Origin of the sequence: Solwaraspora sp. WMMD1047 (assembly GCF_029626155.1) — a bacterium.
GTDB lineage: Bacteria > Actinomycetota > Actinomycetes > Mycobacteriales > Micromonosporaceae > WMMD1047.
This window is the reverse complement of record NZ_JARUBL010000001.1, coordinates 1428897-1442512: the sequence shown is the minus strand read 5'-3', so window position 1 is coordinate 1442512 and position 13616 is coordinate 1428897. Positions and strand designations below refer to the sequence as shown.

Annotated in this window: 13 protein-coding genes; 2 read left to right on the top strand and 11 right to left on the bottom strand. The window is 70.6% G+C overall.

The window, feature by feature from the left end; translation table 11 throughout:
- Window positions 1–58 precede the first annotated feature (58 nt).
- Together O7627_RS06635 and O7627_RS06630 are read right to left on the bottom strand one after the other, a co-directional pair.
- Entirely contained in the window at window positions 59–976 is a 918-nt protein-coding gene (locus O7627_RS06635) for a helix-turn-helix domain-containing protein (RefSeq protein ID WP_278092615.1), read from the bottom strand.
- A 288-nt stretch (window positions 977–1264) separates the two neighbouring features.
- Window positions 1265–2335, bottom strand: a complete 1071-nt coding sequence (locus O7627_RS06630; protein WP_278092614.1) for a LacI family DNA-binding transcriptional regulator — start codon at window positions 2333–2335, stop codon at window positions 1265–1267.
- A 206-nt stretch (window positions 2336–2541) separates the two neighbouring features.
- On the opposite strand from O7627_RS06630, the gene O7627_RS06625 reads away from it, so the two are divergent.
- Window positions 2542–3906 carry a cellulase family glycosylhydrolase gene (locus tag O7627_RS06625; RefSeq protein WP_278092613.1) on the top strand — a complete coding sequence of 455 codons (1365 nt, stop codon included), beginning with the start codon at window positions 2542–2544 and terminating at the stop codon, window positions 3904–3906.
- A gap of 51 nt (window positions 3907–3957) precedes the next feature.
- On the opposite strand, the gene O7627_RS06620 is transcribed toward O7627_RS06625, so the two are convergent.
- The 6 genes from O7627_RS06620 to O7627_RS06595 form a co-directional block, all read right to left on the bottom strand.
- Window positions 3958–4380 carry a PIN domain-containing protein gene (locus O7627_RS06620; protein WP_278092612.1) on the bottom strand — a complete coding sequence of 141 codons (423 nt, stop codon included), beginning with the start codon at window positions 4378–4380 and terminating at the stop codon, window positions 3958–3960.
- Window positions 4377–4598 carry a type II toxin-antitoxin system VapB family antitoxin gene (locus O7627_RS06615; protein ID WP_278092611.1) on the bottom strand — a complete coding sequence of 74 codons (222 nt, stop codon included), beginning with the start codon at window positions 4596–4598 and terminating at the stop codon, window positions 4377–4379. The genes O7627_RS06620 and O7627_RS06615 overlap by 4 nt, the downstream gene beginning before the upstream one ends.
- 94 nt (window positions 4599–4692) lie before the next feature.
- On the bottom strand, window positions 4693–6939 hold the full coding sequence (locus O7627_RS06610) for a Clp protease N-terminal domain-containing protein (RefSeq protein ID WP_278092610.1): 2247 nt from the start codon (window positions 6937–6939) through the stop codon (window positions 4693–4695).
- Window positions 6929–7282, bottom strand: coding sequence for a hypothetical protein (locus O7627_RS06605; RefSeq protein WP_278092609.1), 354 nt, complete (start codon window positions 7280–7282; stop codon window positions 6929–6931). The genes O7627_RS06610 and O7627_RS06605 overlap by 11 nt, the downstream gene beginning before the upstream one ends.
- 85 nt (window positions 7283–7367) lie before the next feature.
- The gene (locus O7627_RS06600; RefSeq protein WP_278092608.1) at window positions 7368–7934 is read right to left on the bottom strand and encodes an RNA 2'-phosphotransferase; all 567 of its coding nucleotides are present in this window, start codon (window positions 7932–7934) and stop codon (window positions 7368–7370) included.
- Window positions 7931–8791, bottom strand: a complete 861-nt coding sequence (locus O7627_RS06595; protein ID WP_278092607.1) for a LysR family transcriptional regulator — start codon at window positions 8789–8791, stop codon at window positions 7931–7933. The genes O7627_RS06600 and O7627_RS06595 overlap by 4 nt, the downstream gene beginning before the upstream one ends.
- Before the next feature lie 70 nt (window positions 8792–8861).
- Here O7627_RS06595 and O7627_RS06590 point away from each other — a divergent pair, with 70 nt between their 5' ends.
- The gene (locus O7627_RS06590; RefSeq protein ID WP_278092606.1) at window positions 8862–9467 is read left to right on the top strand and encodes a hypothetical protein; all 606 of its coding nucleotides are present in this window, start codon (window positions 8862–8864) and stop codon (window positions 9465–9467) included.
- Here the strand turns inward: O7627_RS06590 and O7627_RS06585 are convergent.
- From O7627_RS06585 to O7627_RS06575, 3 genes are all read right to left on the bottom strand, one after another.
- Window positions 9443–9709 (bottom strand): hypothetical protein, encoded by a 267-nt coding sequence (locus O7627_RS06585; protein ID WP_278092605.1) that lies wholly within the window; start codon window positions 9707–9709, stop codon window positions 9443–9445. The two genes, O7627_RS06590 and O7627_RS06585, sit on opposite strands and share 25 nt — an antisense overlap.
- A 337-nt stretch (window positions 9710–10046) precedes the next feature.
- On the bottom strand, window positions 10047–10733 hold the full coding sequence (locus O7627_RS06580; protein WP_278092604.1) for an ABC transporter ATP-binding protein: 687 nt from the start codon (window positions 10731–10733) through the stop codon (window positions 10047–10049).
- 2 nt (window positions 10734–10735) lie between these two features.
- A complete protein-coding gene (locus tag O7627_RS06575; RefSeq protein WP_278092603.1) occupies window positions 10736–13600 on the bottom strand; it encodes an ABC transporter permease in 2865 nt (954 codons plus the stop codon).
- Window positions 13601–13616: the final 16 nt, after the last annotated feature.

Below are 13616 nucleotides of genomic sequence, written 5' to 3'. Positions count from 1 at the left end.
TGCTGGGCAGTCTCGTCGGCCACCAGAAACTGCCACTTTGGGCAACTGGCAGTTGAGGTCAGCGACCATGGAGGGCCGACGACGCCGGCGCAGCTTCGGCCACCGGCAGCAGGGAGACGATCTGCAGTTCACTCACACCCGGGTCAGCGAGGGTGACGACGTCGATCAGAGTCGTCCGCTGATTGCTGCACAGCCGGATGCCTCGTCGCGACCGCAGGAGAGACTCCCGGGCGGCTTGGGCCTCCCACAGGCAGCTGACCTCGGGGTCGGCCTCCAGACAAGCGTCAACCAGTGCGGCGATACCGGCATCCGTCGGGTGCCGCGCACGCGCGATGCGCATCTGAGTGAGCAGTGGCGCCGCCCAGTCCGTCGCCCAGTTGACGAGCCGGCGTCGGGCGTCCGCGTCGGTGAGCAACCAGCGAAGGTAGCTGCGGTCGTTGCGCAACCATGGATAGTAGGTCTCACATGCCTCGTTGTGCAGCACCACTCGCGCGTACCGGTCGAGCACGTAGGTCGCCCAGCGCTGCCCCTTGACGAACTGCCGCAGGGCGTGGTCCACGACGACCGTGGTCGTGCCGATCGGCACGGCCGGTGGTAACCGCCCCACCGCCAGCAGGTACAGCAACTCCCGTTCCTGTCGTCCGAGTCGCAGCGCCTCGGCTACCGCGTCGAGGAAGCCGTCTGAATAGTTGGCCCGCACCCCACGCTCGAGGTTGCTGTACCAGACGACGCTCACCCCCACCATCTCCGCGATTTCCTCCTGGGTGATATTCGGCCGACGTCGGGCACGCTTACGGAGAGCTTGTCGGTCATCCAGCACCAGACGGTGGCGCCAGGCTTTCACACAGGCAGCCAACTCACTGTTTCGGTCTTCTGAAACGTGTCGCACAATGGCCATTTCTCCTCGCTCCACAGCACCCACTAATACCAATACGAACTGGTTGGCATCAATAACTAGTCGAAAGCGCTCCGCCACGAAGTATGGCCAGCTTATCTGGATACTCACTGGATATCGACTGACGGCGAACGTTTCGTCCGCATTTCGCCGTATGATTCTCGCCGAAATGGCGGCCCGGAGGCAGGTTCTCGGTCGGCCGACCAATTGGCGATGAAATGTTACCGGAGGATCGCTTTGGAGACCTCACGGCTGTTTCAAGATCATGGATGTGGGTGGGTGGCGGTGTGTAGTGGTTTGTCGCGGTGTGGTCGCGCGCGGCATGGTGGACGTCCCGGTCGCAGTGTCGATGTTGTACTGACGGCGATCTCAGGCTGACCCGGGCCGCGGAGCGCGGCTCACAACCGACGGAGGGGCCGTCGAGGAGCGGACCACGAGCGTGGGCTGGAACATGATCTCGCGGTGGGCGTGGTCCGGCTCCTTCTCCGCCAGCAGCAGGTCGGCCGCCGTCCACCCGAGCCGGTACGCCGGCTGGCTGACGGTGGTCAGCGGAGGCGCCAGCAGGGCGGCGAACCGCAGGTCGTCGTAGCCGACCACCGAGATGTCCCGCGGTACGCGTACCCCGGCGGCGGCCAGCCCCTGCAGCACTCCGATGGCGGCCGTGTCGTTGAGGCAGAGCACGGCGGTCGGCGGTGGATCGGCGGTCAGCAGCCGCTGGACCGCCAGCATGGCGGCGTCGATGAGCGGCGGCGGGTGGATCGGCATCCGCAGGTCGATAAGCGCCGCGTCGGGGTCGAGGCCGGCCGCGATCATCGCCTGCCGGGCGCCCTCGCGGCGGCGGGTCACGGTCCCGGATTCCACCACCCCACCGAGGTACGCGATCCGCCGGTGGCCCAGCGCGATGAGGTGTTCGGCGGCGAGTCGGCCGCCGAGCACGTCGTCGACGGCGACGGAGCAGAGGTCGGTGTCGCCGCGCGGGTGCTCCACCAGGACGACCGGGGTGCCGGCCTGCCGCAGCTTCAGCAGGATCGTGAGGTCCGGCCGGATGGGGGCGACCACGATACCTCGTACCGCCTGCTGCCGCAGCAGGTCGAGGAGTTGTTGCTCGCGGTCCGGCCGCAGGTCGGTACTGCCGGCCAGGACCAGGCAGCCGGCCTCGGCGAGCCGGTCCTCGATGCCCCGGTTGAGTTCGGCGAAGAACGGGTTGGCCAGGTCCAGGGTGACGCTGCCGACCAGCGGGCTGGGTAGCCCGCGCAGTTGCCGGGCCGGCCCGCTGGGCACGTAGCCGACGTGCTGGATCGCCTGTTCGACCCGTTGCCGGGTCCCGGGCGCGACGATCCCCGGCCGGCTGAGCACGTTGGCGACCGTGGAGACCGACACGCCGGCCGCCCGGGCCACCTCGCGCATTCCCCCGGCCCGCGGGCCCGCACCCTCGGTCACCCGTTCTCCTCCGCAGCCAGACGCTTCGATGTTCGTGATTGCGTCTGAGGTCGTTGAAGTGTACCGTCCATCCACGAGCCGGGATTACAAACGTTACAAGGCCGCACCACCCCACGTCGCCGGGCAGCGACCGTCGGGACTCCCACCTGGTGTTCGGCCGCACCGCCCCGTTTCACCCGGGGCCACCCCGACTTCTGAGGTAGGTCATGAGAAGACGTCTCACCATTTTCGGCGCCGCTGCGCTCGCGGTCGCCGCCTCCGTCCTGATGTTCGTACGACCGGCAGATGCGGCGGTGGGACTGCACATCAGCGGTACGGACATCGTCGAGGCGAACGGCCAGCCGTTCATCATGCGGGGGGTCAACCACCCGCACGTCTGGTACCCGGGCGAGACGGACTCGTTCGCCGACATCAAGGCGGCCGGCGCCAACACCGTGCGGGTCGTGCTCGGCAGCGGCCAGCGATGGGGCCCGTCCACTGACGTGGCCAACGTGATCTCGCTGTGCAAGCAGAACCGGATGATCTGCGTGCTGGAGGTGCACGACACCACCGGGTACGGCGAGGAGGGCGCGGCGGCCTCGCTGGACCAGGCGGTCGACTACTGGATCAGTCAGAAGGCCGCCCTGGTCGGTCAGGAGAACTACGTCGTCATCAACATCGGCAACGAGCCGATCGGCAACATCGACGCGGCCCAGTGGACCGCCGCGACCGTCGCCGCGATCCGCAAGATGCGCAGCAACGGCTTCGAGCACCTGCTGATGGTCGACGCGCCGAACTGGGGCCAGGACTGGCAGAACGTCATGCGGGCCAACGCGCAGACCGTCCTCGACGCGGACAGCAACGACAACACCGTGCTGTCGATCCACATGTACGCCGTCTACAACACCGCGGCCAGCATCGTGAGCTACCTCGACCACTTCGAGGCGAACGGATGGCCGCTGGTGATCGGCGAGTTCGGCTGGCGGTTCACCAGCAACGAGGTGGACCACGAGACGATCCTGGCCGAGGCGCAGGCCCGCGGGCTCGGCTACCTGGCCTGGTCGTGGAGCGGCAACACCGACCCGATCCTGGACATGGTGCTCAGCTTCGACCCCGAACAGCTCACCACCTGGGGCGAGCGGATCGTCAACGGCGCCAACGGTCTGCGGGCCACCGCGCGGGAGGCCACCATCTTCGGCGGCACCGTCCCGACCACCCCACCGGCGACGACCCCGCCCGCCACCACCCCGCCGCCGGCGACCACTCCCCCGGCGACCACGCCGCCGGCCGGGGGTGGCTGCACCGCGACGTACGCGATCGTCGGTCAGTGGCCGGGCGGGTTCCAGGGCGAGGTACGGGTGACCGCCGGCAGTTCGGCCATCAGCGGTTGGACGGTGACCTGGACCTTCGCCAACGGTCAGACGGTCTCGCAGGCGTGGAACGCCTCGGTGACCGGCAGCGGGTCGAGCGTGACCGCGCGGAACGTGGGCTACAACGGCAGGCTGGCCGCGGGCGCCGCCGCGACCTTCGGTTTCCTCGGCTCGTGGCAGGGCACAAACGGTCGGCCATCGCCGACCTGCGCCGCGAGCTGACGGGTTGATCCGGTACGGGTCGGGTGCGCCCGGCGCCCGACCCGTACCCCGTCAGGTGGCGTCGGGAAGCGCGTGCACCCGCCGCTCGACAAGATCCGGGAGGTGCCGTGTAGCCGCGACGAAGTCGTTGTCGTCGTGCAGCACGACGAGTCCTCGGGTGGCAGCACACGCGCAGAGCAATAGGTCTACGCAGGACAACGCCCGATGCACCCCGGCCCGAAGCAGCCGGTATTGAGCCGACTCAACCCATTGCCACGCCGTCTTCGGCACCGGCACGTCAGGGTAGAGATCAACGAACATCGCAGTCATCTGTTCGTACTCGTCGAGGTTGCGAGCGGAACGGCGGAACTCGGTTCGCTGCGGTTGGCATGACCCGATCGCATGGTCGGAGACCACACCAGCCCAACCAGCCCGCGTTTCGGGATCACGAAGGAGCCGCCACAGGGCCGACGAGTCGGCCAAGTAACGAATCACGCCGCCGGTGCCTTACCCGCCCCGCGCATCTCCTGCCACCCCTCGTAGTCCCAGCCCTGAGCAGCAGCCACGTAGTGATCGAGTGCCGCGATGCGGCGATGGCGCGCTGCGTACTCGCGCAGCGCGAGGTTCACCGTCTCCTTCTTGCTCCTCGCACCGGAGAGCCTCATCGCCTCGGCGAGCGCGTCATCATCAAGATCGATCTGGGTCACGGTCACCGCTACTCCTTTGGCCGCAGCTAGCTCTGTGGGTAATGTTTGTTCGCCTCAAACATCTCCACCATAACACTCTGAGTTCCGCTCCGGTGGCAGATCAGGCCCCCTGGGACACCATCTGCCATGAGGGGTTGCGGCCGATGGCCAGATCGCCGATGGTGTCCGAGGCCCGTTGCCGGGGTAGTGGACGGCCGTTCGCCCGCAGGTGCCGGGTGAGGGCGGGCAGCAGGTCCTCGATCCGGATCACCTCGCCCGCGCCGCTGATGCCGTCCCGCAGCACGTGCAGCAGCGCCTCGGTGAAGGCCGAGTTGCGGGCGCCCTCCGGAGCGTGCGCCTTGTCGGTCCGGGCCGTGGCCGTCAGCACGTAGGCGCCCCGGATGTCCAGCTCGGCGCTGGGCTCGTCGCCGGACATCCAGCCGATCGCGGTGCCGGCGTAGCAGCAGTCCAGGATGATCACACATCGGCGGGCGGCGCCGCGCAGCACCAACTTGCGCAACTGCGCGTACGGGAACGAGGTGACCTCGGTGTGCGCGCCGTTGGTCCGGGTCAGCCCCAGGTACAGGCCATCGTCCTCGGCGAACCCGTGCCCGGCATAGTAGATCAGCAGGGTGTCCACCGGGTCGACCGCCAGCGCGGCGATCCGGGCGATGTCGTCCCAGTCCGGATCGGCGAAGACGTGCACCCGCTCGCCGGCGAACGCCCCGTTCTCCGGATCGGTCAGGACCGCGCGCAGGTCGTCGAGATTGCTGGCGACCGAGGGCAGGTCGGGCAGCCGCTCGTCGGTGTAGGTGGCGGTGCCGATCAGAATCGCGGTCGACTGGTCGCGATCGGGCAGCAGCCGGTGCACAACCCGGACGGCACCCCCGGCGGCGGGGATCACCTCGACGGCGGGCACCGCGACGCTCGCCAACTCCAGCACCGCCGTCACCGTCTCCGCGGTGACCGGGCGGCGGGCGGCCGCCCGGCGGGTCGCGTTCAGCTCGGCCTCGAGCCGCCTCTCGTCGTCGCGGTGTCGGGCCGCAGTCTCGAAATCCTGCTTCTCGATGGCCGCCTCCTTCGCCCGTCGGGCGGCGTCGAGTGCGGTCGTCAGCGCCTCGGCTTCCGCCTCGGGGGCGGCCGACTCGTCGGCCCGGACCCGGGCCAGCGCCGCCGCCTCGTCGAGCAGTTCGACCGCCCGGCCGGGCAGCGCCAGAGTCGAGTCGTACCGTTCGGCGTGGGCGGCGGCGACGGCGAGTGCCTCGTCGGCGAAGTCGACCTGGTAGTGCGCGGAAAGGCCGGCGGTGGCCCGCTTGAGCATCGGCATCGCCTCGGCCAGGTTCGGCTCCTCGACCGGGACCGTGACGAGCCGGCGCCGCAGCATCGGGTCTCGAAGCAGGACCGCGCGGCCGGCCTCGTCGCTGACGGTGAGGATCACCTGGACTCCGTTGCCGGCCATCCGGTCGACGAGCACGTCCAGCATCCGGGCATTCGGCTCGACGCCGAGCAGGTGCGCGTCCTCGACGCAGAGCAGTGTGTTCTGACTGACGCAGGCCGTCAGCAGCTCAGTGAAGGCGCCGGCGGGATCCGCGTCCGTCCGGCGGTAACCGTCGAGGTCGAGCAGGAGCATTCGCCTGTCCCGCAGCGGTTCGGGGGCCTGTCCGGCCTCGATCCTGGCGGCGAGACCGTGGAGCAGGGCGGTCTTGCCCACCCCCGACGGGCCGACCAGCAGCAGGCTGAGCCGGTCGCGCCGGACCAGCGTCTGCATCATCCGGGTCAGCTCCCGCTCCCGACCGACGACGCCGGCTCCGCCGCGGGCCACCGCCCGCAGGTCAACCGGGTACGAGCCCGGGCGTACCTCGGGCAACGCGTCCGGTACGACCGAAGCCGCCGGATCGGCCATGACCGCCGACTCGTCTCCGGCGCTGTTGGCACCAAGGAGTCGGATCGTCGTGCCGCGGAGTTGGCTCAGCCCGGCGCCGAGCTTGACGATTATCTGGGCGCCGACGCCCTCACCCTCGCGGATCAACGAGAGCAGGATGTGCTCCGTACCGATGTGGTTGTGCCCGAGCTGCAACGCCTCCTGCACCGACAGCTCCAGCACGTTCTTGGCCCGTGGCGTGAACGGGATGTGCCCGCGAGGCGCCGTCTGACCCCGACCGATGATTTCGTCGAGCTGCTGGCGGGCGCCGTCCAGGGAGACTCCGTGAATCTCCAGGGCCTTCGCCGCGACGCCCTCGCCCTCGTGGATGAGGCCCAGCAGGATGTGCTCCGTACCGATGTAGTTGTGTTTGAAGGGCTGCCGGCTCTCCTCCTGGGCCAGCACGACGACCCGGCGGGCCCGGTCGGTGAAGCGCTCAAACACCATCGGGGTCCTCCAGCAGGCGTACCAACTCCTTGGTGGTGGCGTCCGGGTCGCGGACCTGGTCGCAGACCAGCTCGATCTCGCGGTCGCCGCGCTTCACCGAGATCCGGGTGGGCGGGCGCTGCCGGGCCAGCCAGCCGGCCACCGCACCGACCAGGGCGGCGAGCAGCTCGTTGTTGTCGGTGACCCACTGCAGCGCCTCGGTCGCGAAACCCATCTCGCCGGCGGCCGGCGCGGCATCCACCCGGGACAGGCGGGTGCCGCGCAGGTCCGGATCGGTCCGCAGCTCCCGTTCCAGGTCCCGCAGCGCTTCGGTGGACCCGGCGATCTCGACGCACACCATCATGGATGTCACCGTACGTCAGGACACCAACGCGTGACCTCCGCGCAAGGTCGAGGCGGACCAGCCGAACAGCCGTCCTGACCGGCCATCATGGCCGTTGCCAGTGGCCCGATTCCGCCGGGCCGACGTCGATCCAGTTCGACGGGACGTGGTCGGTCAGCCAGACCCCGTTGGCGGCCCGGTAGAAGGTGAACCCGGCGCGGTGCATGCCGGCCGCGTCCACCGTGAGGATGACCGGCTCGCCACGTCGGGCGCCGACCGTCGCGGCGTCGGCCCGGTCGGCGCAAAGGTGTACGTGGGTGCGGCGGCCGGGCCGCAGGCCGTCGGCGGTTATCGCGGCCAGGAAGCGGGCGACCGTGCCGTGGTAGAGGCGGGCCGGCGGCGGGACCGGGTCTAGGCGCAGGTCGACGGGGACCGAGTGGCCCTGGGCGGCCCGGATCCGGCCGTCGCGCAACTCGAACCGGCGCTTGTCGGTGCCGTCGACGACCGCGGCGAGCAGGTCCGGGGTGATGGTCCGGCCGTGCCGGGCCGTCGCGGTGAGCAGCGTGTCGACGGCGGTCCAGCCCTCGTCGTCGAGCACGATGCCGACCGCGTCCGGCCGGTGCCGCAGCAGATAGGCGAGGTATCGGCTGGTCGCGGTGATCGGGTCGGTCACGGCCGCCGCACCTCGGCCAGGAGATCGTGTACGTGGGCCAGCCGCTGCCGCCGCCAGGCGACCCAGTACCGGATCCGCGGCAGGTCCCGGATCGGCACCGCGCACAGGTCTGCCGGTGGTCGGACACAGCCGTTGACGATTGTCGTCCCGATGCCGAGCGAGGCGAGGTGCACCAGCAGGTCCCACCCGTCGACCTCGGCGGCCACCTGGGCGGTGACCCCGGCGTCGAGCAGTGCCCGGTCCAACGCCCGCCGGTGTGGGCGGCCGGCGGGCGGGACGATCAGGTCAAGGTCGGCCAGGTCGGCCAGCCGGACGCTGGTACGACCGGCCAGCGGGTGCCGGCGATCGAGCATCAGCACCTGGGGGTGAGCGGCGATCTGGGTCGACTCGAACTGGCGCGGTGGGGCGTCGTACCCGATCACGGCCGCGTCGGCGCGGCCGGTCGCCAGGGCCGCGAGGGCGGCGTCCCGGTCGGCGGTGATCAGGTGCAGCCGGCGGCCGGCCGCACCGAGCCGGCGGACCGGTGCGTCGACGACCCAGCGCAGCGCGCCCCGGCCGGCGGCGATGGTCAGCACCGGCGCGGCCTCCCGGTCCAGGTCGCGCAGGAAGTCGTCGAGGCGCCGCCGGGAGTCCAGGGCGAAGGTCGCGAGCCGTTCGCCGGCCGCGGTGAGGGTCAGCCGGCGGCCGTCGCGTTCGTAGAGTTCGGTGCCGAGAGCCGCCGCGATCTTACGGATCTTGACGTGCAGCGACGGCTGACTGATGTGCAATGCCGCCGCGGCGGCGGTGAAGTTGCGGTGCTCGGCGAAGACGGCGAACGCGCGCAGCGCGTCGGGTTCGAGCAGATCCCGCCCGTTCATAGTCCAGGACTATAGAGGAGTCGCACAACAATAGTTCCGGACCGGCGTCCGGCGCGTTCATCCTGTCGACATGACAATCAGGACGACATCGAACGAACCTCGTCTCGGCATCGACATCGGTCGCGTGATCATCGACGGTGCGGGCGCGGCGGGTGGCGACACCGCCTTCTTCAACGGCTCCGAGGCCGTCATGCTCGCCACCCCGGAGATACCCGGCGCGGTGGAGACCATCGCCCGGCTGGTCGACCGCTTCGACGGGCGGGTCTGGCTGGTCTCCAAGTGCGGCCCGCGGGTCCAGGACCGGACCCTGCGCTGGCTGGACGGGCACGACTTCTACCGGCGTACCGGCGTGGCCCGCGGCCACGTCCGGTTCTGCCGACGCCGGGCCGACAAGCGGGTCCACTGCGCACAGCTCGCCCTCACGCACTTCGTCGACGACCACTCCGAGGTGCACGAGGCGATCCGCGGAACCGTGAGACACCAGTACTTCTTCGGCCCGCAACGCCGCCCGGTGCCCGACTACGGCCGGCACACCCCGACCTGGGCCGACGTCGAACGCCTCGTCTCGGCCTCAGTGCGCCCACCAATCGGGCGACAGATCCATGATGCGGCACGTACCGACGGGTCAGGGGCCGCTCGACTCGCATCGCCTCAGGGACCAGTGCACTCCAGATAGACATAGGCCACGACCGGCCAGTAGTCGTCGCTGTCCACGACGTGGCAGTCCGCGCTCTCGAAGCCATTCCCCTGGGCCTGGCGCAACGCGTGCCCGAGTGCGTAGTAGTAGGCGAAGTCCGGTCCGAAGCTGCTGGACCCCTCGCCCCGGAACACGCGCGTCTCGCTGGCATGCGCGGGGATGGCGCCGACAACCGTCAGGGCGACGGCGAGTGTGCCGGCGGCAAGAATACGACGAACCATAGCCGTAGATTAACGTCAATCCGATGTCGACGCACGCCGAGCACGTCCTCGCCGGCGCCGGGACTACCGCTACGCCGAGGCGCACAGTGTCGGCGATCGATCGCGACCGAAGGCAATATGCCTCTCCGGCATGTTGAGTTGAGCGGCGTTACGACAAAGAAACCCAGTCGAGCTCGTCACCGTTGCGCCGACGCCTCCGCCCAGCAACGCTCGTCGTCGGAGTCGATAGATTGATTCCACTGTGGTGCCCGCCCTCGTACCCAACTACACGCGGTGTACGTCGGCTGGCTGGCGCGGTCGACGGCAGTCCAGGCGGACGGCCGACCGGGCTGACCGCTCAGGCCGCGCTGGGTTCGGTGCGGCGGCCGTCGCGCAGGTGCAGGGCGGCGTCGCAGCGGGCCGCGATGGCCGGATCGTGGGTGGCGATGACAAGTGTCGCGCCGCGTTCGTCGCGCAGCCGCAGCAGCAGATCCACGATCGCCGCGCCGTTGCGCGAGTCGAGATTGCCGGTGGGTTCGTCGGCCAGCAGCAGGTGCGGTTGGTTGATCAGGGCGCGGGCGATGGCGACCCGCTGTTGCTGGCCGCCGGAGAGCTGCGCCGGCAGCGCCGCCGCCCGGTCCCCCAGGCCCACCACGTCCAGCAGTTCCAGGGCCCGCTGCCGTTTGTCGAAGTCGACCCGGAACGGCAGCACCGGCGCGATCACGTTGTCCAGCGCGGTGAGCGCGGGCAGCAGATGGAAGCGCTGGAACACGAACCCGATGGTGCGGCGGTAGCCGGCCAGGTCGCGCCGGGACAGCGCGCCGATGTCCTGGCCGGCCACCTCGATCGTCCCGCCGTCCAGCCGCTCGATCGCGCCGAGCAGGTGCAGCAGCGTGGATTTGCCCGAGCCGCTGGGGCCGGTCAGCGCCACCGCCGTACCCGGCATGATCTGTAGGCTGACGTCGTCGACCGCCGCCAGCTCACCCCCGTCCGGCAACGCGAACGCCTTGCGAACCGAGGTCATCCGTACGATTGGATCGGTCATCGTCATTCCTGGGCGAGGAGTTGGGCGGTGGGCAGGCGGCGGATCAGCACTATCGGCACCGCCACCGCGATCCCGGCGACGGCGATGCCGGCGAGCAGCGCGGCGACCGCGCACCAGGCGACGGCGGCGGTGACGCCGCCGGCGAACAGGGACGCGCCGGCCAGGCCGAGGCCGGCACCGAGCACCCCGCCGATCACGCCCATGCCGACCGCCTCGGTGAGGACCAGCCGGTTCAGGATCGGGTCGGTCCAGCCGACCGCGGTGAACAGGGCGAGCTCCCCGGCGCGCTCGGAGATGTTGAGGTAGAGCACGTCGGCGACGGAGACGATGCCCAGCACGATGGTGACGGCCACCGCGAGATAGTCGACCGTGCGGGCCTGCAGGGAGACCGCCTCGCCGAGCAGGGTGCCGGTCACCGTGCCCCGGAACGCGAAGGTGATCGCCAGCAGCATCGTCAGCGCCGCCACCCCGATCGTCAGGCTCGCCGCGCCGAGCAGCGTCCGGCCGGGGGTGCGGGCCAGGTTCGCCAGGGCCAGGCCGGTCACCCGCCGCGGTGCCCGGCGGCGGGTGGCCGCCACCAGGACGGCGGGCCGGATGACCGTGCCGGGGTCGGAGCGGGCCGCCCGCCACGCCGGCCAACCGCCGGCCACCAGCGCGAGCAGCACGGCGGCGGGGATGGCCAGCAGCGCGTGTCCCCAGCCCACGTCCAGGTCGAACGCGTACGCGAGCGGTATCGCGAGCAGGGTGCCGGCCAGCCCGGCGGCGAGGCCGATGCCGGCTGTCTCGGTGACCAGCAGCAGCATCAGTTGGCGCCTGGTCCAGCCGACGCAGGCCAGGATGCCGAGTTCGGAGCGTCTGGAGCGGACGGCGGCGCTGTTCGCGTTCAGCACCGCCAGCGCGCAGACCGCGAGCACCAGCGCGGAGAGCAGAACGCTCTTGCGGTCGGCGGCGCGCACCAGCACCGCGGCGACCCCCTTCTGTACCCAGGGCTCGGCGACCGCCAGGTCCGGCCGGCCGAACTCGCCCGCCGGGTAGTGCACGGTCACGGCGGTGGGTGAGGAGCCGAGTGTGATGTCGACCTGCAGGCCGGTCCGCTCGGCGATCTCCTGGGCGACCAGGCGCACCCGCTCGCGGGACACCGGGTCGAAGCCCACCTCGCCGGCCAGCCGGACGCGTACCACGCTGATCGGCGCCGCCGAGTTGAGCTGGTACTCCGGGTAGTCGGGTTCGGTCGTGTAGCCGTCCGGGCCGAAGATCTTCGGCAGCGCCGCCATGGTGGTGAGCATCAGCGGCGGCTGGCTGAGCAGCCCGGTGACGTTGGCGTTCGGTTCCAGCCGCCGGCCGCCCAACGCCTGGCGGGACGCCTCGTCAGCGCCCTCGGCGCCGGGGTTGTAGTAGGTGTCCATCGGCACCGCCGACAGGGTGCCCCCCAGCGCCACCTTCGCCGGGTCGAACGTGCCGACCGCGTTCAGCGTGGCGTCGGGCATGCTGATGTCGCCGGGTCGCAACTCGTGTTCGGTGGTGTCGTTGCGGTGCAGCGCCACCCCGTCCCGCACGCCGGTGTCGGCGAACTCCATCGGCACCGGGTTGGCCGACACCCCCGAGTCCGAGCCGGGCCCCCAGATCTTCAGGTCCTGGGGTACGGGACGCGCCCGCAGGTCGTCGCCGGACTGGGTCAGCTGCGCCGGGCCGACCGTCCAGAAGCGATCGAACCACAGCGTGTTGGCCACTCCCGGCAGTTCGCCGCCGTCGAAGCCGACCCCGTCGGTGGAGGGATTGCGCAGCTGCTCGACCATCTTCCGGTAGGGAGCGTCGATCGGGACCGACCGCCGGGCGATCGAGGTCCCGGACCGGTCCCGCAGCTCGGCGCGCAGCCGCTGGTTGTCGGTCCCGGCCCGGACCAGGTCGACGGCGCCGGGCTCCATCCGCTGCACGTCCAACTCCAGCCCGGCATCGACCTGGGGTCGGTCCGCGATCAGGATCGGCAGCTGCGAGTACGGGTACGGCATGCCGTCCAGCCGCTGCTCGGTCGGCTCCTCCGCCGCTTCGAAGTACCGTCCCGAGGTGACCGCCGAGTCCAGTCCGGCCAACGCCGCCTCGGACTCCGGGTCGACGGCGGCCATCAGGAACGGTACCGACCAGGCCAGGGTGACGGTCGGCGCCGTCGGCCGGCCGAAGATGTCCGCCGATCCGCGCCCGCCCACGCAGGTCAGGGAGGACCGGCCCGCCGCGTCGGTGGGGTCGATGAAGTCCTGCTGGCCGATGGACTCCACCGACGGGCAGATCGGTCGCCGGGTGCCGTCCGGGTCGACCTCCTCAGGCGGGGGTTGACCCTCCCCGCTGCGCCATTCGCTGAACGGCTTCTGGTCCAGCCGGTTCCTGGTCGAGTAGAGGAAGGCCGGTCCGTCGGGGATCCGGCTCAGTCCCGAGTCGGTCACCCAGGTGGGCTGCACCCGCAGCACCTGGCGCTCGGCGTCCGGGTCGAGGTCGTCGGCCAGGTCGACGGTGACGGGCACGGTGCGCATCAGGTAGCCGACGACAGCCACCGGTGCCGCGACGGACACCTCCTGGACCTGTTGGATCTGCCGCCACTGGTCGTGGCTGATGCCGCCCCGCATGCCGGCGAGCTGTCCGGACTGGACCAGGCTGCGCTGGGTTTCCAGCGGCAGCACCTCGCTGCGGGGGCGGACCAGGATGTCGTACGCGGGCCGGTAGTTGGCCTCGACCGTGCCGACGGTGTCCAGCCGGGAGGTCACCGCCGCGCCGGTGAGCAGGGTGAAGCCGGCCACCGCCACCGCGATCATCGACAGCAGTGCCAGCGACCGGCGGGCCCGCACCCGCCACTGCGCCGCGGCCATCCTCAGCATCGGCTCTCCCCTCGAC